Here is an 18,894-nt window from a genome sequence, read left to right as displayed (position 1 = left end):
TGGCGAGGGGAGGGGCTGAGTGCCGCGCTCCCTGCGCCCTTCGGTCAATCTTCGCCGAAGAGAACCCGGTACAGGGCTGCGCCCAGCAGGGCGCCAACCAGGGGTGCGGCCCAGAAGACCCACAGCTCCGACAGCGCATAACCCGGGCCGAACAGGGCCGGGCCGGTGCTGCGCGCCGGATTGACCGAGGTGTTGGTCACCGGGATCGAGATCAGGTGGATCAGCGTCAGGCACAGGCCAATCGCCAGCCCGCCCACCCCTTCGGCTGCCCGGCGCGAGGTGGCGCCCAGGATCACGATGAGGAACACGGCCGTGAGCACCACTTCGGTCACCACGGCGGCCATCAGGCCGTAGCCGCCGGGGGAGTGCTCGCCATAGCCGTTGGTGGCAAATCCGCCGATGTCGGCCCCGGGCTTGCCGGTCGCGATCAGGTAGAGCGCGCCTGCCGCCACGATGGCGCCCAGCACCTGGGCGGCGATGTAGCCTGGCAGTTCGGCCGCCTTGAACCGGCCCCCGATGACCAGGCCGACCGACACTGCCGGGTTGAAATGCCCGCCGGAGATGGGCCCCAGTGCATAGGCGCCCGTGAGCACCGTGAGGCCGAACGCCAGGGAAACGCCCAGGAAGCCGATGCCCAGCTGGGGGAACGCGGCGGCCAGCACGGCGCTGCCGCAGCCGCCGAACGTAAGCCAGAAAGTACCGAGGAACTCGGCAGACCATTTTTGCAGGGAGGTGGGCATGGGGGATTCCAAAGGCACGGCTGGCGGCACCCCGCCGCAGCACGCAGCACGGGTGCATCTTATGGCGGCAAAATAGGCAATACCAGCGCCAATGGCCCGCCAAATGTCAACAATGCGCGGTAAGCTCGCCGCCGGGCTGCGCTGGCCGGCGGGCATCCGCGCAGCGCCAGCCTTGAAATCGGCGGATACGCCCCGAGCTGAGCACCCGCGAACGTCCTTTGCACGCTGGCCTCTGGCGTGCCGACGGCGCTCCCCGAGACCGTTCGAAAGCAACTCCAAGACACCATGAGCAACAAACAAACCCTATCGTTCCAGGCCGAAGTGGCCCAGCTTCTGCACCTGGTCACCCACTCGCTGTACTCCAACCAGGAAATCTTCCTGCGCGAGCTGATCTCCAACGCCTCGGACGCCTGCGACAAGCTGCGCTTCGAGGCCCTGAACAACAATGCCTTGTACGAAGACGCGCCCAACCTCGAAGTGCGGGTGTCCTTCGACCAGGCCGCCAAGACGCTGACCATCACCGACAACGGCATCGGCATGACGGCGCAGGAAGCCATCGACCACCTGGGCACGATCGCCAAGAGCGGCACCAAGGACTTCATGGGCAAGCTCTCGGGCGACCAGAAGGCCGATGCGCAGCTCATCGGCCAGTTCGGCGTGGGCTTTTACTCCGGCTTCATCGTCGCCGACAAGATCACTGTGGAGTCGCGCCGTGCCGGCGTGCCGGCCGAAGAGGGTGTGCGCTGGACCAGCGGCGGCACCGGGGACTTCGAGGTGGAGGCCATCAACCGTGCCGAGCGCGGCACCAGCATCATCCTGCACCTGCGCGACGATGCCGAGGAATACCTCAACGCCTGGAAGCTCAAGTCCGTCATCGCCAAATATTCGGACCACATCAGCCTGCCCATCCTGATGGAAAAGGAAGAGTGGAAGGACGGCGAGCTGATCAACCCCGCAGACGAGAGCGGCGGGCGCCAGCCCGGCGGCATGGCCAAGACCGGCGAGTGGGAAACCATCAACAAGGCCAGCGCCCTGTGGACCCGCCCCAAGAAGGACATCAGCGAAGAGCAGTACCAGGAGTTCTACAAGGCCATCAGCCACGACCACGAGGCCCCGCTGACCTGGGCGCACAACCGCGTGGAAGGCAACACCGAGTACACGCAACTGCTGTACATCCCCGCCAAGGCGCCGTTCGACCTGTGGAACCGCGACAAGAAGGCCGGCGTGAAGCTCTACGTCAAGCGCGTGTTCATCATGGACGACGCCGAGGCGCTGATGCCCACCTACCTGCGCTTCGTCAAGGGCGTGATCGACTCGGCCGACCTGCCCCTGAACGTGAGCCGCGAGCTGCTGCAGGAAAGCCGCGACGTGCGCGCCATCCGCGAAGGCTCGACCAAGCGCGTGCTGTCCATGCTCGAAGACCTGGCCAAGCACGACAAGCATGAAGCCGCCGCCGCCGGTGCCGACGGTGTGACCGACGTGGTCGATGCCGACGACCAGGCCAAGGAAGGCAAGTACAGCGCGTTCTACGCCGAATTCGGCTCGGTGCTCAAGGAAGGCCTGGGCGAGGATTTTGGCAACCGCGAGCGCCTGGCCAAGCTGCTGCGCTTTGCCAGCACCACCAGCGACACCGCCAGCGTCAGCTTCGCCGACTACAAGGCACGCATGAAGGACGGCCAGGAGGCCATCTACTACATCACCGCCGACACCCTGGCCGCAGCCAAGAACAGCCCGCAGCTCGAAGTCTTCAAGAAGAAGGGCATCGAAGTGCTGCTGATGACCGACCGCGTGGACGAGTGGGCGCTGAACTACCTCAACGAGTTCGATGGCACCCCGCTGCAAAGCGTGGCCAAGGGCGCGGTGGACCTGGGTTCGCTGCAGGACGAGGCCGAGAAGAAGGCCGCCGAAGAGGCCGCCGAGGCCTTCAAGCCCCTGCTGGCCAAGCTCAAGGAGGCCCTGAAGGACAAGGCCGAGGACGTGCGCGTGACCACGCGCCTGGTCGACTCACCGGCCTGCCTGGTGGTCCAGGACGACGGCATGAGCACCCAGCTGGCGCGCATGCTCAAGCAGGCCGGCCAGCAGGCACCCGAGTCCAAGCCCGTGCTGGAGGTGAATGCCGAGCATGCCCTGGTCAAGAAGCTCGAAGGCAGCGTGCATTTTCATGACCTGGCGCACATCCTGTTCGACCAGGCCCTGCTGGCCGAGGGCGGCCTGCCTGCCGACCCAGCGGCCTACGTCAAGCGCGTGAACGCCTTGCTGGTGTGATGCCTGCGCGTGCAGCTGCCCCGGGCGGCTGCACCGACAGGCGTCCGGGGCGCCTTGGAGAGTGGCGTCGCCGTCACTCTTCCTTTGCTTTGGCCATGATGCGGGCATGGACGGCGTCGCGCTCGGTCGGTGCCGCATCGATCAACTGCTTGAGCAAACCGTCGGGCAGCTCGGTGTACTGGCGGCGGTCGTTCTTGACCGGCACATTGCGCCAGCCCGACAGCACCATCCAGCTCCAAAGGTCGCGCGAGATGGGCTCGGTGACCGTCATCTTGACGTCGCCACGGATGATGGCGATCCCCACTGCAGGCACGCTGCCCACGGGGGCCGGCTTGCGTTGCTGGCGGATCGAGAGAAGGTTGCGGAACAGGTCTTTCATGGGACTGGCCAGTGTGCAATAGCAAAGATGGCTTCAAGCATATACGAGGCCCGCTCGGGCCCCAAGCGCCAATGGTCCTTTCCCCGGTCGCAAGACTGGCTGCATTTCCAGCGCTTGCGCACGGATCTGGCCCTGCATCGCCCTGCGCGATGCGCCTTCTTCAGGCGCTCAGCGGCTCCTCGCCCATGGCTTCGCATTGCTCGATCAGCATGTCCACCTGGCCGCGCCAGTAGTCGCTGCTGCCGAACCAGGGAAAGGTGGCCGGGAAGATCGGGTCCTCCCAGCGCCGCGCCAGCCAAGCGCTGTAGTGGATCAGGCGCAGTGTGCGCAGCGGCTCGACCAGGGCCAGCTCGCGCCGGTCGAAGCTGCGGAACTGCTCGTAGCCTTCGATCAGGGCACTGAGCTGCTGCGTGCGCTGGCGCCGGTCGCCGGACAGCAGCATCCAAAGATCCTGCACGGCCGGGCCCATGCGCGCGTCGTCCAAGTCCACGAAGTGCGGACCGCCGCCGGGCAGGTCGGTCGGCGTCCAGAGGATGTTGCCGGGGTGGCAGTCACCATGCAGGCGGATGGCCTTGGCATTCTGCAGGCTGCTGGCCGCCACCAGCGCAAGCGCCTTCTCGCACTGCTCGCGCCAGGCCGATTGCATGTCCAGCGGAATCATGTCGTGGCCCAGCAGCCAGTCGCGCGATGCCGTGCCAAAGCCCTGCAGGTCCAGCGCAGGGCGGTGCGTGAAGGGCCGGGCCGAGCCCACGGTGTGGATGCGGGCCAGAAAGCGGCCGATCCACTCGAGCACCTCGAAGTCGTCGAGCTCGGGCCCGCGCCCGCCGCGCCAGGGGCTCACGGAAAAGGCAAAGCCGCCGTGGGTGTGCAGGGTGCTGCCGTTCAGTGCCATCGGGCCCACGGCCGGCACCTCGGCCGCCATCAGTTCGGCGGCAAAGGCATGCTCTTCGAGGATCTGGGCGTCCGTCCAGCGACTGGGGCGGTAGAACTTGGCCACCACGCGCTGGCCGTCTTCGAGCGAAACCTGGTAGACACGGTTCTCATAGGACGACAGGGCCATGAGCCGGCCGTCTCCGTACAGGCCCACGCTGGCCAGTGCGTCGAGCACCTGGTCCGGCGTCAGGCGCGCGTAGGGGTGCAGGTCAGAGGCGCTGGGGGCGGCGGTGGGGTCGGTCGGGGGCAGTCGGTTCATGCCCCATTGTCCCCCGCGCTGGAGCCCCCGCCGATCAGGAGGGCTGAAGGCTGGCCATGTGGCCGCTGCGGGGGTCGCCCCCGCCCGCCAGAACGGTGGCAAACAGCGCCTGTGCGGCATCGGGGCCCCGGTGCTGCTGCACCTGCAGCCAGGGGGTGGGCGGCGCCTGCACGGCTGCGGCAAAGGCCTGCCAGGCAGCCACGAGCCGCTCGTTGAGCACCTGCGCGCCCCAGTCGTCGCGGCGCTTCTTGATCTGTGCGGGGGCAAAGAACATGGTCGGGCGCGGGCCGGGCAACTGGCCGGCGCCGCCCAGGTCGTTCACATGGCTGGCGCCCACGGCGCAGCTGTAGGCCAGCGCGGAAAAGCGCTGGTGGATGGCCTCGCGCACGGCCACGCTGCCGGCAAAGTCGATGTAGATGCAGGGCGTGGCAGCCTCGATCTGCTCCTGCGCGTCGTAGGCCACCACCCGGTCGTAGCAGCCCAGGCTTTCGCAGAAGGCCACATTGCCGGGCGAGGTCAGGCCAATCACCTCCAGGCCGCCCCGCTGCGCGAGCTGGAAGGCAGTGCCGTAGGCCGTCTTGCTCGATGCGCTGGACAGCAGCAGGCGCTTGGCACCGAAGAACTGCTGGTCGGCCATGAAGTCGTCGATCAGCCAGGAGGTGATGAACAGCGGGCGCAGCAGTGCCTGGATCTCCTCGGAGTCGGGCGTGTAAAACGGATCGGTGCGGGTGCGTACGTACTGGTTGTACACCGCGTGCAGGCTGGCACGGTGGGCTGCGCCGTCGTAAAAGCCTGCCGGGGTCAGCCGTGCGGGCGTGAGCACGGCGTGGGTGGACATGGGCCAGTAGCCGTAGAGCCGCTCGCCCACAGCCACGCCAGGGTGCAGGGACTGGACCACGTCGCCGAAGCCCCACACAGGCACGATGCCCCAGCCCGTCTCGTCCGATGGAAAGAACTGCCAGTAATTGAGCATGCCGCCCAGTGCGGCATAGGTGATGTTGTTGGCCGTGAGCGCAAAGCGCTCGACGCGCACGCGCACCTGGCCATCGGCCAGAGGAACTTCCTGGGTGGTGCGCAGGGCGGTGTGGGCCAGGGCATCCTGGCGCACGAGGAGGGTGGTGGTGCTCATGGCCGCACGCTAAACGAATCTGCCAATGCGTTCAAGCAGGCGTCGGCGCATGCGCGACACACGGGTGCACCGCCCCATGGAAAAAGGCCCGCCAGCAAGGCCGGCGGGCCTTTGTTCAGGGCCGCGGCCCTGGTAGCGGTGGTGCGTCTCAGGCGTTGCGGGCCTTGGGTTTGTCCAGTGTCAGCACCAGCGCCAGGGCGATCAGTGCGGGCAGGGCCTGGGTGAAGAAGATCTTGGGCACGGCGGTGGCACCGCCGTAAACCCCGGCCACGATCACGCAGGCCAGAAAGAAGATCTTGAACACCCGGTTGTTGGTGGCGAGGCCGAAGATGAGGCCCGCCGCCAGAAACCCGTTGTACAGGCCCTGGTTGGCGGCCAGCGTCACGGTGGCGTCGGCCAGCTCCTGGGTCAGGTTGAAGGTCTTCAGCCCCAGCGGCTTGTTCCAGAAGAACATCTCCAGCACCAGGATGTACACATGCTCGATGGCCACCAGGGCCACCGCGATGCGGGGAATCAGCAGCCGGGCCACCGATTACACCAGCGTGATGGTCACGTCGATGTTGCCGCGCGTGGCGTTGGAGTAAGGGCAGACCTGGTGGGCTGCGTCCACCAGCTTCTGGGCCGTGGCGGGGTCCAGGCCAGGCAGGCTGATTTTCAGGCGGGCAGCGATGCCATAGGCGTTCGGGATCGGGCCCAGGTCGACTTCGGCGTCGATGGACACGTCCTGGGGCACGGGGATGCCGATCTTGCCGCCGACAGCCTTCATGGCGCCGATGAAGCAGGCTGCGTAGCCCGAGGCGAACAGCTGCTCGGGGTTGGTGCCGGTGCCGGACGTGCCAGGCGAGGACAGCTTGACATCCAGCCGGCCATCGTCGGTCTTGGCGGCGCCGTCACGGCCACCGGTCACGTGGGCCTTGGCGGTGTAGAGGACTTTTTCGAGTTGCGTCATGGTGTCTTCCTTTGCAGTGGATGAATGTCCTGAATGCGGACGGGGTGGGAAAGAAAAAAGTCAGCGCGGCGGCTGGATCCGATCGCGGAAGGTCTTGAGCTGCCCGGTCAGGGCGGTCAGCTCGGGCAGGGTGCACTGGCTGCTTTCGAGTACGCAGGGCGGAATGGCCTCGGCCTTGTCGCGCAGCGCCCGGCCCGGGGCCGTGAGGCTGATGCGCACGCGGCGCTCGTCCTGGGCATCACGGATGCGGGCGATCAGGCCCGAGGTTTCCAGGCGTTTGAGCAGCGGGGTGAGCGTGCCCGAGTCGAGGAACAGGCGCTCGCCCAGTTCGGAGACGGTCACGCCATCCTGCTCCCACAGCACCAGCATCACCAGGTACTGGGGGTAGGTCAGGCCCACGGTTTCGAGCAGCGGCTTGTACAGCTTGGTCATCGCCAGCGAGGCGGAATACAGCGCGAAGCACACCTGGTTGTCCAGGCGCAGCAGGGCCGGGCTGGGGGTGTGGATGGAGGGGTTGCTGCGTGCCATGGGATGAATTGTGCAGCGGAATTGAATTGCGCGCAATTGAATTGTGTAATCTTTTGTTGCTGGGTCGGTCTTGTCGCGGGGTGCAGCCCGTTTCAGTTGAAGCTGTTATTCACGCACGGCGCAGGTGCGCGCGCAAGGCCATGGTGGCAACCATCCGTGACAGGCCCATTGCCGGATTGGCCTTCAGCGACCCGAGAAGCGGGCAGGGCGCTTCTCGACGAAGGCGCGCACGCCCTCCGCCGCATCCTCGCTGTTGGCCAACTGCTTCTGCACCGGGATGAAATCGGCCACCGCGGCCGCCTGGCCCTGCTCGATGGCCTTGAGCACGTTGAGCCGGGTGGCCACCACGGCCATCGGGGCCTGGGCCTCGATGCGCCGGGCGATGGCCAGGGCTTCGTCAAGCACCTGGGCTGCTGGCACCACTTTCTGTACGAAGTTCAGGCGCAGCGCCTCGGCGCTGCCGAATTCGTCGGCGGTCAGCAGGTGCAGCAGGGCATTGCCGGTGCCGGCGCGCTCGGCCATGCGCAGCGTGGCGCCGCCCGTGGCCATGATGCCGCGCTGCACCTCCATCTGCGCAAAGCGGCAGTCATCCGCCGCAACCACGATGTCGGCGCCCAGCATGAGCTCGATGCCCACCGTGAAGCAGATGCCCTTGACCGCCACCACCATGGGCTTGGTGCGGCGCCGGTAGCCTGGCAGGCCGTAGTCGTGGGGCTCCACCATGCCTTCGGGAATGGCTTTTTCGCCGCGCTGCATGTAGGCGCTCACGGCCGGCAGGTCCAGCCCCGCCGTGAAGTGGTCGCCAAAGGCATGCAGCACACCCACGCGCAGTGCCGGGTCGTCGTCCAGCCGGGTATAGGCCTCGGCCAGCTGGCGGAACATGGGCGGTGTCCAGCCATTGCGCTTGGCCGGCCGGTTGATGCCGATCAGCAGGACATGGCCGAGCACCTGGGTATCGATGCAGCCTTCGGCCGGGGGCGTGGTGGGGGTGATGCTGGTCATGGGCGCGAATGTCTCCTTGCCCCTGATTGAAAACCCGATGGAATGGTTGCGCCGTCGCCGCGGGGACAGCGCGCCCGGGACCGTCAGTAGGTATAGACGCCCTGGCCCGTCTTGCGGCCCAGGCGGCCGGCGGCCACCATTTCCTTGAGCAGCGGGCAGGGGCGGTACTTGCTGTCGCCGAATTCGGTGAGGTAGACGTCCATCACGGCCAGGCACACGTCCAGGCCGATCATGTCGGCCAGCGCCAGCGGGCCGATGGGCTGGTTGCAGCCGAGCTTCATGCCGGCGTCGATGTCCTCGGGCGTGGCCAGGCCTTCGGCCAGCACGAAGAAGGCCTCGTTGATCATGGGCACCAGGATGCGGTTGACCACGAAGCCGGGCGCGTTCTTCACGGTGATGGGGCTCTTGCCAAGGGCTTCCGCCAGCGCCTTCACGGCGTCGTGCGTGGCATCGCTGGTCTGCAGGCCACGGATGATCTCCACCAGCGCCATCATGGGCACGGGGTTGAAGAAGTGCATGCCGATGAAGCGGTCCGCACGCGAGGTGGCGGCGGCCAGCTTGGTGATGGAGATCGACGAGGTGTTCGACGCGATCAGCACCTCGGGCGCCAACAGCGCATCCACCTGCTTCAAGATCTTGAGCTTGAGCTCGTAGTTCTCGGTGGCGGCCTCGATCACCAGTTGCGCTGCCTTGAGGTCCTCGTAGCTGGTGGAGACCTTGATGCGCGCCAGCGCCGCAGCCTTGTCGGCTGCCGTGATCTTGTCCTTCTTGATCAGGCGGTCCAGGCTGCCGGCCACGGTGGCCAGGCCTTTTTGCACTGCAGCATCGGAGATGTCCACCATCACCACGTCGATGCCCGAGACCGCGCAGGCCTGTGCAATGCCGTTGCCCATGGTGCCCGCGCCGATGATGCCAACCGTTTGAATCGTCATATAGAGAGCTCTCTTCAAAGTGAAACAGACGGGCAGCATGGTAAGCCGAATCGCACGCCCGTTCGGTTATGGTCTGTCGGGTCCCGGCGCGGCAAAGGCTTTGCGCAGGGCCTGGAGACAAAAACATGTTGTTCGACTACATCGTGATCGGGGGCGGCTCCGCCGGCTCCGTGCTGGCCGGCCGGCTCACCGAAGACCCCGCCGTGCGCGTATGCCTGCTCGAAGCCGGCCCCGCCGACAAGAGCGTGCTCATCCACTGCCCGGCGGGCCTGGCCGTGATGGCCAAGTTCGAGCTCAACGGCTGGGGCCAGAACACCACCCCACAGGCCGCGCTCAATGGCCGCCAGGGCTACCAGCCGCGCGGCAAGGTGCTGGGGGGATCGAGCTCCATCAACGCCATGGTCTACATCCGCGGCCAGCATGCCGACTACGACCACTGGGCTGCGCAGGGCAACCCCGGCTGGGGCTGGGAGGACGTCAAACCCTATTTTCTCAAGGCCGAGCACAACGAGCGCGGTACCGATGCCTGGCATGCACAGGGCGGGCCGCTCAACGTGGCCGACCTGCGCTCGCCCAACCGGTTCAGCCAGTTCTTCAACGAGGCCGGCGTGCAGGCCGGCCACCCGCACAACACCGACTTCAACGGCGCCACGCAGGAAGGCGTGGGCATGTATCAGGTGACGCACAAGAACGGCGAGCGCCACAGCGTGGCCAAGGGCTACCTCACGCCCCACCTGGCGCGCAGCAACCTGCAGGTGGTCACCGGCGCGCACGCCACGCGCATTCTGTTCGAGGGCCAGCGTGCCGTGGGTGTGGAGTACCGCCAGGCCGGGGCGCTGCACAAGGTGCGCGCCAGCCGCGAGGTGCTGCTCAGCGCCGGCGCGCTGCTCTCGCCGCAACTGCTCATGCTCTCGGGCGTGGGGCCAGGCGCGCACCTGCAGCGCCATGGCATCCCGGTGCTGCACGACCTGCCGGGCGTGGGCCAGCACCTGCATGACCATCCTGACGTGGTGCAGGTGTTCAATGCGCCAGAGCTCAAGGACCTGTTCGGCATTTCACCTGCGGGCATGTGGAGCCAGTTGCTCGGCGTGCTCGAATGGCGCCGCAGCCGCACCGGCATGCTGACCACCAACTTCGCCGAGGCCGGGGGCTTTATCAAGAGCGAGCCGGCCGAGACCGCACCCGACCTGCAACTGCACTTCGTGATCGGCAAGCTGGTGGACCATGGCCGCAAGACGGTGCTGGGCCATGGCTATTCAGCCCACGTGTGCCTGCTGCAACCGCGCAGCCGGGGCACGGTGGCGCTGGCGACCAAGGACCCGGTGGCCCTGCCGCTGGTGGACCCGCGCTTCCTGGAGGACGCGGACGACATGCAGCGCATGGTGCGCGGCTTTCAGCGCCTGCGCGACATCCTGGCGCAGCCGGCGCTGGCACGCTTCGGCGCGCGCGAGCTGCCGGCATCGGCCGGTGCGCAGACCCCCGCGCAGATCGAGCAGTTCATCCGCCAGTACGCCGACACCATCTACCACCCGGTGGGCACCTGCCGCATGGGGCCAGGGCCGCTCGATGTGGTGGATGCGCAGCTGCGCGTGCACGGACTGCAGGGCCTGCGCGTGGTGGACGCCTCCATCATGCCGCGCATCGTGAGCGGCAACACCAACGCGCCCACGGTGATGATCGCCGAGAAGGCCGTGGACATGCTGCGCGCTGCGGCGTGATGGATGTCACGCCCTGGATTGGCGCAGGGCGCTGAAAGCGGAAATTCTTCACAGGCGAAATCGCAGTGCTTTCCTAGACTTCTTTCATCGGCTGCGGATGCATGGTGCATCCGGCCGGACACCGCCAGAACTCTCCTGCAGGCGGTGTGGCAACGCCCCGCAAGGGCAGCATGAAAGAAGAGCAAAGCGATGAACATCGACCCCCGCGAAATCTCGGCCCTGATCTCGGCCCATACCGACCCTTCGGCACAACCCGGCGCGCCGCGCATGGACATGTATGCCGGCATCCACAAGGCCCTGCGCGCCGTGATGGCCCACACCCTGCTGGCCCTGGGCCGCATGGACGTGACCGATGAGGAGGAATTCGCCAGCCACTGCGAACGTGTGATGGACCTGCTGGACCTGTGCCGCTCGCACCTGCAGCACGAAAACACCTTCGTGCACACGGCCATCGAAGCCCGTGCACCGGGCGCGGCCCGCGTGCTCGAAAGCGAGCATGTTGAGCACGAGGCCGCCATCGCCGCATTGGCTGCTGGCATCACGCAGCTGCTGGGCTGTGCGCGTGCCGCGCGGCCCGTGGCCACCCAGGCGCTGTACCGCCAGCTGGCGCTGTTCATCGCCCACAACTTCGAGCACATGCATGCCGAGGAAACCGCCCACAACAGCGTGCTCTGGGCGCACTACAGCGACTCGGAACTGGTGGAGGTGCACAACGCCCTGGTCGCCTCCATCCCGCCCGAGGAGATGATGGCCATCCTGCGCTGGCTGGTGCCCTTCATGTCGCCGCCCGAGCGCACGGCCCTGCTGGCCGACATGCGCGCCCACGCCCCGGCACCTGTGTTCACCGGCGTGCTCCACAGCGTGAAGCCCCATCTCACGCCCTACGAATGGATCAAGCTGATGCGCAGCCTGGGCATGTCCTGCGAGATCGCGCCGCCGTACTGAGCCCGGCGGTGCGGGGCGGTCAGTCCGCTGCGGCTTCGGTCGGCGCGTAGCACCAGCGGTTGCGGCCGTTGCGCTTGGCCTCGTACAGGCCGGCGTCGGCGTGGGCGATCAGCTCATCCACGCCTCGCCCGTGGTCAGGGAAATGCGACAGGCCGATGCTGGTGCCGATGTCCGCGCCGCCGACGGCGAGCTGAAAGCGGTCGGTCAGCGCCGCCACCATGCGGTTTGCCACGCTCTGTGCGTCTTCGGCGCTGGCGCCGGGCAAGACGCACAGGAACTCGTCGCCGCCCAGGCGTGCCAGGGTGTCGCCTTCGCGCAGGCAGCCGCGCAGGCGCTGCGTCACCAGGCACAGCAGTTCGTCGCCCGCTGCATGGCCCATGGTGTCGTTGACATGCTTGAACTTGTCCAGGTCAAGGAACAGCACCGTGAGCAGCCCCTGGCGCGTGTTGGCATCGGTCAGCGCCTGGCGCAGCCGGTCGCGCGCAATCATGCGGTTGGGCAGGCCGGTCAGCGGGTCCAGGTTGGCGGCCTCCAACTCGCGGCGGGTCTCGTCCAGGTCGGAGATGCGGCATTCGAGTTCGAACTCGCGCGCCTCCAGCTTGACCACCATATGGGCGAAGGCCTCGGTCAGTCGGGCCTGAACGCTTTCCTCGGGGCGCTCGCCGGTCATGTCCATGAGCGGCCCGATGGCGCGCAGGTCCCCCTGCTGGGCGATGCGCTGCATGATGTCGCACAGGCGTTGCAGGAAGGCGTCGTCGGTCTCGGCAGGGGTCACAGGGTGTTCTCCTCGTGGCGGCAGGCAGCATGTGCGTGGCTGCTGCAGGCGCGTGCCAGCGCAAAAAATCACAGCAACAACGGCATGTTTGGGTGTTACAAAAAGCGCAAAGCGAGGCGCACAAACGACAGCCCCGCGACGGACACGATGATACGCTCGTACACTTGTTAACAATCTAGGGCCTGTCAGCAGGCCCTACCGTGACTGCGCCGCCCCAGCGGCCGGCAGGCAACGCGATACCGTGACCTCGTTGACCTCACCGTCGCGCCGATACTCGAAACGATCTGCCAACCTCTGCACGAAATGCACGCCCAGGCCACCTATGTCCCGATCATCGAGCGAGGCCCCCACGTCGGGCGCCGCCAAGGTGGTGGGATCGAATGCCCGCCCATGGTCGCGCAACACGGCCTGCAGCCGGGCCGGCGCATCAAAGCGCACATGCACCTCCACCAGGCCGCCCTGTCCCGCATAGCCATGCATGGCCACATTGGTCAGCAATTCGTCGAGCATCAGTCCAAAGGACGAAGCCAGGGGCATCGGCACCCCATTGTCATCCGCCCAGGCCTCCAGCCGCTCGAAGAAAAAGGGAAGCTCGGCAACGGTGCCGTGCAGGGTCTGCTGCCATTCGAGCGGTGGATTCATAGATGTCTGCGCGCTGAAACCTTGGGCTGCTTCTGCGGGCGCTGTCTGCGCCGCAGTCCGGTGGGTCGCCGAAGCATTGTGGCATGAGCCGGACCATGCCAACGCTTTCGTCGCCCTCAGCACCCCAGGCCGCCGGCACCGCCGTCGCGGCAAGGCCCACACTCGCTGCGCTGTGGGAACTCGCCGGACTGTGGCTGCTCATCGTGCTGGCCGGCATCGCACTGATCACCAGCCTGCTGCTGGACGTGCGCGCGCAAGAAGAAGCGCAGATAGAGCGCTCGCGCCTGTCGCTGACGCTGGTGGAACTGCAGGAGGCCATCGAGGGCGACCTCGGGCTGGGCTTTGACCTGCCCGACCACCGCGGCGTCCAGCCCCGGCTGGAGCGTGCCTTGGCCAGCGACACCCAGCTTTACGCCATCGACGTGGTAGACCGCGCGGGCATTGCCCTCTTCAGCACGGACCAGGGTGCCATCGGTGAGGCGCTACAGCCCCGTGCGGCACGCGCGGCCGAGGCCGGCGCGCGCCAGGACCGCATCTGGAGCGCAGCGCTCCCGGGAGAGGCCATCATGGGCCTTCCCCTGCACAACGCCTTCGGCGAGGTCGTGGGCCACATCAGCGCCACGTATGCGACCCAGCCCGTGCGCTTTCGGCTCGCGGTGTGGCAGCCCGATGGGCAAACCCTCACGCTGGGCGCCATCGCGGTGCTGGTGCTGGCCATCGCAGGCCTGCTGGGCTGGCTGGCCACGCTCTGGGCCCTGCAACCGCAGTCGGCCCGGTTGCGCATCGAATGCCAGCGCTCGCAGACGCGGGCACTGGGGCGCAGTGCCCAGGTTCGCCAGCGCATGGACGAATGCCTGGTGCGCCTGGACGAAAGCGAGCGCTCCGAATGACCGCGCGCCGCGCTTTCGACCCCGCGACCCGCCTGGGCATCGCGGCCTTGGTGCTGCTGCTGCTGGCTGCCTGCGTCCTGTCCATCTACACCTATGACCAGTTGCGCGACCTGCGGGCCGCAAGCGACCGAACGCGTTCGCAGCTGATGGCCCAGTCGCTGAGCGTGCGCATCAGCCACGCCGTCGAATCCGGCATCCCGCTGCGCGGCCTGGTGGGCGTAGAGGCGCTGTTCCAGCAGCGCATGGCGTCGCAGCCCGACATCCATGCCGTGGCACTGGTGCTGCCCGACGGCAAGGTGCTCTGGGAGGTCACGCGCGACGCAGCCGCGGCAGGTGCCACGGCCGAGGCGCCTGTGCAGGTCCGTGGCGCTTCCGTGGCCACCCTGCGCCTGGCTTTGCGCGACAGCGGTGCCGCCGCCTTCGCCCGTGCCACGGCCGCCCTGCTGCTGCCTGCCATCGGGGTGCTGGCACTGCTGGCCTATCTGGCCGCGCGCTTTTCGCAGGCCCAGGGCATCGAGCTGCGCAACCATGCCGCCTGGCGCGCGCGCCGCGCCATCGCCCAGGGTCGCTACGACAACACCGTGGTGCTGCCGCAACGGCGCGGGTTCGACCTGCGGGTGCAGCAATTGGGCCATGCGGTGCGCGAGGTGCACGAAGGGCTGGTGCGCGTGCGCCGCCTCATCGCCTCGCTGCGCCAGACCGAACCCCAGCACGCGCGGCGCGAACGCCTGGACCAGTTGCTGGCCAAGGCCGAGGCCCATGACCGCTTCGCCGAACACGGTATTGCCCAGGTGCGGGTGGTCGCAGCAGAAGCGCAGGCGTTCTGGATCGCCCTGCTCGTGGCCTTGAGCGCGCTGGCGCTGCAGACCCTGTGGCTGCGCAGCCTGCACCTGCAAGGCGAAACACCCTGGCAGTGGCAGGGCCTGGCACCGGCCACTGCCGCCAGCCTGGCCGCCTTCTTCGTGGCGGGCACGGCGGCCTGGTCCGTGACACGCTGGCGCCGCTGGCCAGCGCCCACCGTGGTGCTGCCCGCCTGCATCGCCCTGTTGGCTACAGCCATGGCCTGCGCCAGCGGCCTGCCAGCGAGCCTGCCCTGGACCTTCGCCATGGCGGCGGGTGCCTGGCATGGCCTGGTGGTGGGCGCCGTGCTGGCCGCCTGCCAGGCCGTCGAACACGTGCCACGCACCCGGCCCGAATACGCGCACGCCCGACCCCGCTGGCGCGCCGCGACCTGGAGCGCCTGGACCGTCGCTGCCGTCTGGCTGGGCCCGGCGCTGGGCAGCCTGGCTCTGGACGCCTTGGGCATGCTGCAGGGAGCCTATGCGCTGCTGCTGCCCGCCGTGTGCGCGGGCTTTTTTGTGGTGCGCTGGAACGGACCGCGCAGCCCCTGGCGCAGCCGCACGGGGGTGCACGGCAACGCCCTGCCCGCAGCGGCCCGGCCCGCGGCCGACCGCACCAGGGCATTGGGCCAGTCCGGTGCCGCCGGCTTGCTGCTGGGCCTGGCGCTGGCCGCACATGCGCTGGGGCAGCCCCCCATTTGGGCACCCCTGCTGGGGCTGGGCGTGGCGGCCGGGCTGTTCCTGCGCGGGCGCATGCCGTCCCCGAGCATCCTGACCGCCGTGGCCGCCGTAGCCACCCTGCTGGCCTTGGCCATCGCCTCGGGTTGGCTGCCCACGGGCTGGTATCTGCAGGATGCGGCGCTGGTGCTGGCCGCCCTGCTGACCGGCGTCGCGCTGGGCCGCCTGGCGCGCACAGCCGAGGGCCAGGGCCGGCTGCCCGAGCTGTCGGCGGCCCAATGGGCCGCGATGGGCCTCGGCGCCGTGGTTGCCAGTGGCGCTCTGGGCGCCCACCTGCACGGCGGCTGGCCCTTGCTAGCGGCCGCGTTGCTGCTGCTGGTTTGCAGCAGGCACGCTCAGCGCGCCGCTGCGAGTGCGGTCCGCGCCTGGGGGCACCATGCACCTTAAGCACCGGCTGATCGCCATCCTGCTGGCCGCCATGGCCATGTTGGTCGCAGCCTTCGCCACGATGGGCTGGCTCAGCGACCAGCGCTGGTCGCAGCGTTACGACGAAGTGCTGCTGCAGAACCAGCGCATCGCCTGGGACAAGCTGCAGAACGAAAACCTTGACCGCCAGGACGTGCTGGCCCAGCAGCTGCTGGAGGATGCTGCTATCCGCGACCTTGCAGCGCAGGGTGCCGGGGCCCGCATCGACGCGCTGCTGGCAGCCGCGACTCGGCGCGCACCGGGCTTGCGCATCGATGTCTTCGACCGCCAGGGCACGCTGGTGGCCACCACCGAGCCCGGCATCGATCCGCAGCCGATGGCCGAAGTCCGGTGGGTGACCACCGCCAGTGGCCAGACCGGCACCGTGCGCGGGCTCAGCCAGGTGGCGGTGCGCCAGTACCAGTGGGTGGTGGTGCGCGGCTTCGACGGCGGCGCGCTGGCCGTGGGCCAGGACGTCGCCCCCAAGCTGTCCGAGCTGGCCACCTACCTGGGAGGTGACATCTTCCTGGCCAACATGCGCGGCGCCGAATCCGTAGGCACCCACGCGGGCGTGCTGGCCGCCACCGAGACGCCGATCCCCGTGCGCTCCAACCAGGCCGTCACCGTGCAGCTGGAAGACCACAACCGTGAACCACGCGCCCTGCGCATCGTCAGCCAGCCCGTGCGCAACCCCGATGCGCGCATCGTCGGCGCTCTGGTCTGGATGCAGGACGTGAGCGACAGGCACTACGCCGACCAGCTGTTCTCGCGCACCGCGCTGGCGGCGGCGCTGGCCTTCGCAGCGATGCTGGCGGCAGGCCTCGTGGTCTACCTGCGCCACGCGATGGAGCCGCTGGCGCGCTCGGTCGGCGTGCTCAACGCGCTGGCGCGCGGCGCCACCGATGCCTCGCTGGACCAGGGCGAGGAAGACGCCGAGGACGAGTCCGGAGAGATCGCGCGCGGCGTGGTGGCCATCCGCTCGGAACTGCTGAACCTCGAAACCCTGCGCCAGGAGCGCATCCGCACCCGCCAGCAACAGGAGCGCCTGATCCGCGACCAACTGCGCACCCTGGCCGACAGCCTGGACCTGGCCTCGCGCGAGGAGATCCTCGCGGCGCTCGGTTCGAGCGCCGAAACGCCGGTCAGCCACGCCTCGGCCGATGCCAGTGCCACGCCAACCAACCATTTGGCCGAACTCGCGGGGATCCTGGGCCGCATGTCCGGCCTGGTCACCAACCAGCAAAGCCGCCTGCTCAAGCTGCTGCGCGAGCTGCAGGCGGCGGTGGTGACCCAGGCCACCCTGGCCAGCCTGCAACAGGAGCTGGAGATCGCCCGCCAGATGCAGCTGTCCATCCTGCCGCGTTCGGCGCCCGACGTGGGGGAGGTCGACATCGCGGCCACCATGATCCCGGCCAAGGAAGTAGGGGGCGACTTCTACGACTATTTCCCGATCGACGACGAGCACCTGGCGGTGGTCGTGGCCGACGTATCGGGCAAGGGCGTGCCGGCCGCATTCTTCATGGCGATCTCGCGCACCCTGCTCAAGAGCAACGCACTGTTCCTGCGCGAACCCGGTGCCACCATCCGGGCCCTCAACGACCAGCTGTGCGCCGAAAACGACCAGATGATGTTCGTCACCGTGTTCTACGGCGTGCTGCACCTGCCTACCGGGCGGCTGGTTTACGTGAATGCGGGCCACAACCCGCCGGTGCGCCTGACCGGCACCAGCGCCGCGCTGTTCCCGCGCGGCAGGAACATGGCGCTGGCCGTGATGGAAGAGCAGGAATACACCGAGGGCGAGGTCACGCTGGCCCCCGGCGAAACCGTGGTGCTCTATACCGACGGCGTGACCGAAGCGACCAATGCGGAGAATGCGCTTTTTGGGGACGCCGCCCTGCTTGCGGCCATGAAAGCCATTGTCAGCGACCCCCGAGAGGTGGTCACGGCGCGCATTCCCGAGCAGCTCGTGCGTGCCGTGCGCGGCTTCGAGAACGGCGCCGCGCAGGCCGACGACATCACGGTGGTGGCAATGACCTACCGGGGGCGGCGGTTGTGACCGAGATGGCGCGCGTAGCGCAACGACACCGCACCGTCGGGTGCGCGCACTTCGCCCACGCAGGCGTAGCCGGCCAGCGCCGCCGCGCGCAGGGCCTCGTAGTCCAGGCTGGGCAGCAGCAACTCCCCCTCGGCCGCAAAGTCCATGCCCTGCTCAAGATCGATCATGGCCACGTGGCGGTGCAGGCCGTCGATCATGCCGGTCCAGACGACACGCAGGCCCTGGCGCAGCATGTTGTGGCGGCTGCGGTGGTTGAGCAGGGAGACCAGGGCCATGCACAAGGGACGTCCGCAGGCCTGTGCCAGGCCCAGGCGCGCCGACAGCAGCGTGCGCTGCAACTGGCGACCACGCCACTGCGGCAGCACCATGCAGCTCGACAGATGCGCCACCATGCCCTGCTGTGCCGGCTCCAGGCCGATCACGTGGCCCAGGTTATGGGCCTCCTGTTCGCCCGGCAGTTCGATCATGGCGTAGGCGATCAGGGCGTCGTCCACAAACACCCCGATGACTTCGCCGCTCGGAGAGAGGTGGGCCTGGAAGAAGTTCTCCTCGTGGTCCTCGCGCACATAGAGGTCAGGGTCGGGCAGCGTGGCCAGCACGGTGTTGCGCAAGGCCACCCACGCCTCGAAATCTTGCGACTCCAACAAGCGGGTGTGCGCCTGGGGCAGTTGGCCCAGTCCCACTTCAGGCAGCAGGACGCGCGGTATGGGGGACAGGGAGCTGAGCACGGTGGACGGGGTGGCGCAAACAGCGCGCAACGGGTCGAAAGG

Annotated in this window: 18 protein-coding genes; 6 read left to right on the top strand and 12 right to left on the bottom strand. The window is 68.0% G+C overall.

Annotated elements, in window-relative coordinates; all coding sequences use genetic code 11:
* Positions 1-44: 44 nt before the first annotated feature.
* Positions 45-740 (bottom strand): aquaporin Z, encoded by a 696-nt coding sequence (gene aqpZ / locus ACSQ9E_RS26295; protein ID WP_428002664.1) that lies wholly within the window; start codon positions 738-740, stop codon positions 45-47.
* Positions 741-1,025: 285 nt separating this feature from the next.
* Between aqpZ and htpG the strand changes: the two genes are divergently transcribed.
* On the top strand, positions 1,026-3,005 hold the full coding sequence (htpG, locus tag ACSQ9E_RS26290) for a molecular chaperone HtpG (RefSeq protein WP_436219589.1): 1,980 nt from the start codon (positions 1,026-1,028) through the stop codon (positions 3,003-3,005).
* 73 nt (positions 3,006-3,078) lie between these two features.
* Here htpG and ACSQ9E_RS26285 read toward each other — a convergent pair whose 3' ends face one another.
* The 8 genes from ACSQ9E_RS26285 to ACSQ9E_RS26250 all read right to left on the bottom strand — a co-directional run bounded on the left by ACSQ9E_RS26285 (position 3,079) and on the right by ACSQ9E_RS26250 (position 9,116).
* The gene (locus tag ACSQ9E_RS26285; RefSeq protein ID WP_057199903.1) at positions 3,079-3,384 is read right to left on the bottom strand and encodes a hypothetical protein; all 306 of its coding nucleotides are present in this window, start codon (positions 3,382-3,384) and stop codon (positions 3,079-3,081) included.
* Positions 3,385-3,544: 160 nt separating this feature from the next.
* A complete protein-coding gene (locus ACSQ9E_RS26280; RefSeq protein ID WP_057266476.1) occupies positions 3,545-4,576 on the bottom strand; it encodes a serine/threonine protein kinase in 1,032 nt (343 codons plus the stop codon).
* Positions 4,577-4,610: 34 nt separating this feature from the next.
* Positions 4,611-5,705, bottom strand: coding sequence for a DUF2855 family protein (locus ACSQ9E_RS26275; protein WP_436219588.1), 1,095 nt, complete (start codon positions 5,703-5,705; stop codon positions 4,611-4,613).
* 148 nt (positions 5,706-5,853) lie between these two features.
* Positions 5,854-6,234, bottom strand: a complete 381-nt coding sequence (locus ACSQ9E_RS26270) for a DUF1304 domain-containing protein (protein WP_082603993.1) — start codon at positions 6,232-6,234, stop codon at positions 5,854-5,856.
* A 3-nt stretch (positions 6,235-6,237) separates the two neighbouring features.
* Positions 6,238-6,654, bottom strand: coding sequence for an organic hydroperoxide resistance protein (locus ACSQ9E_RS26265; protein WP_057199906.1), 417 nt, complete (start codon positions 6,652-6,654; stop codon positions 6,238-6,240).
* A 60-nt stretch (positions 6,655-6,714) separates the two neighbouring features.
* Positions 6,715-7,182 (bottom strand): MarR family winged helix-turn-helix transcriptional regulator, encoded by a 468-nt coding sequence (locus ACSQ9E_RS26260; protein WP_057199907.1) that lies wholly within the window; start codon positions 7,180-7,182, stop codon positions 6,715-6,717.
* A gap of 183 nt (positions 7,183-7,365) precedes the next feature.
* Positions 7,366-8,184 (bottom strand): crotonase/enoyl-CoA hydratase family protein, encoded by an 819-nt coding sequence (locus ACSQ9E_RS26255; protein WP_057266473.1) that lies wholly within the window; start codon positions 8,182-8,184, stop codon positions 7,366-7,368.
* 83 nt (positions 8,185-8,267) lie between these two features.
* The gene (locus tag ACSQ9E_RS26250) at positions 8,268-9,116 is read right to left on the bottom strand and encodes a 3-hydroxybutyryl-CoA dehydrogenase (RefSeq protein ID WP_436219587.1); all 849 of its coding nucleotides are present in this window, start codon (positions 9,114-9,116) and stop codon (positions 8,268-8,270) included.
* A 125-nt stretch (positions 9,117-9,241) separates the two neighbouring features.
* Here ACSQ9E_RS26250 and ACSQ9E_RS26245 point away from each other — a divergent pair, with 125 nt between their 5' ends.
* The gene (locus ACSQ9E_RS26245) at positions 9,242-10,834 is read left to right on the top strand and encodes a GMC family oxidoreductase (protein ID WP_436219586.1); all 1,593 of its coding nucleotides are present in this window, start codon (positions 9,242-9,244) and stop codon (positions 10,832-10,834) included.
* A 189-nt stretch (positions 10,835-11,023) separates the two neighbouring features.
* Positions 11,024-11,779, top strand: coding sequence for a hypothetical protein (locus tag ACSQ9E_RS26240; RefSeq protein WP_436219585.1), 756 nt, complete (start codon positions 11,024-11,026; stop codon positions 11,777-11,779).
* Between the two features lie 19 nt (positions 11,780-11,798).
* Here ACSQ9E_RS26240 and ACSQ9E_RS26235 read toward each other — a convergent pair whose 3' ends face one another.
* Together ACSQ9E_RS26235 and ACSQ9E_RS26230 are read right to left on the bottom strand one after the other, a co-directional pair.
* The gene (locus ACSQ9E_RS26235) at positions 11,799-12,554 is read right to left on the bottom strand and encodes a GGDEF domain-containing protein (protein WP_057266470.1); all 756 of its coding nucleotides are present in this window, start codon (positions 12,552-12,554) and stop codon (positions 11,799-11,801) included.
* Between the two features lie 195 nt (positions 12,555-12,749).
* Entirely contained in the window at positions 12,750-13,196 is a 447-nt protein-coding gene (locus ACSQ9E_RS26230; protein ID WP_179683620.1) for an ATP-binding protein, read from the bottom strand.
* Positions 13,197-13,291: 95 nt separating this feature from the next.
* Between ACSQ9E_RS26230 and ACSQ9E_RS26225 the strand changes: the two genes are divergently transcribed.
* From ACSQ9E_RS26225 to ACSQ9E_RS26215, 3 genes are read left to right on the top strand one after another with little or no spacing between them, the layout of a single operon-like run.
* A complete protein-coding gene (locus tag ACSQ9E_RS26225; protein WP_436219584.1) occupies positions 13,292-14,086 on the top strand; it encodes a hypothetical protein in 795 nt (264 codons plus the stop codon).
* Entirely contained in the window at positions 14,083-16,050 is a 1,968-nt protein-coding gene (locus tag ACSQ9E_RS26220) for a hypothetical protein (protein WP_436219583.1), read from the top strand. The genes ACSQ9E_RS26225 and ACSQ9E_RS26220 overlap by 4 nt, the downstream gene beginning before the upstream one ends.
* Positions 16,040-18,124, top strand: a complete 2,085-nt coding sequence (locus tag ACSQ9E_RS26215) for a PP2C family protein-serine/threonine phosphatase (RefSeq protein WP_436219582.1) — start codon at positions 16,040-16,042, stop codon at positions 18,122-18,124. Before ACSQ9E_RS26220 ends, ACSQ9E_RS26215 begins: the two co-directional genes overlap by 11 nt.
* Here ACSQ9E_RS26215 and ACSQ9E_RS26210 read toward each other — a convergent pair.
* Entirely contained in the window at positions 18,103-18,852 is a 750-nt protein-coding gene (locus ACSQ9E_RS26210; protein ID WP_436219581.1) for a GNAT family N-acetyltransferase, read from the bottom strand. The two genes, ACSQ9E_RS26215 and ACSQ9E_RS26210, sit on opposite strands and share 22 nt — an antisense overlap.
* Between the last annotated feature and the right edge of the window lie 42 nt (positions 18,853-18,894).

Origin of the sequence: Acidovorax sp. LjRoot118 (assembly GCF_964253575.1) — a bacterium.
Classification (GTDB): Bacteria; Pseudomonadota; Gammaproteobacteria; order Burkholderiales; family Burkholderiaceae_C; genus Acidovorax.
Note: the sequence above shows the minus strand (reverse complement) of the source record. Positions and strands in the feature narration are given on the sequence as shown.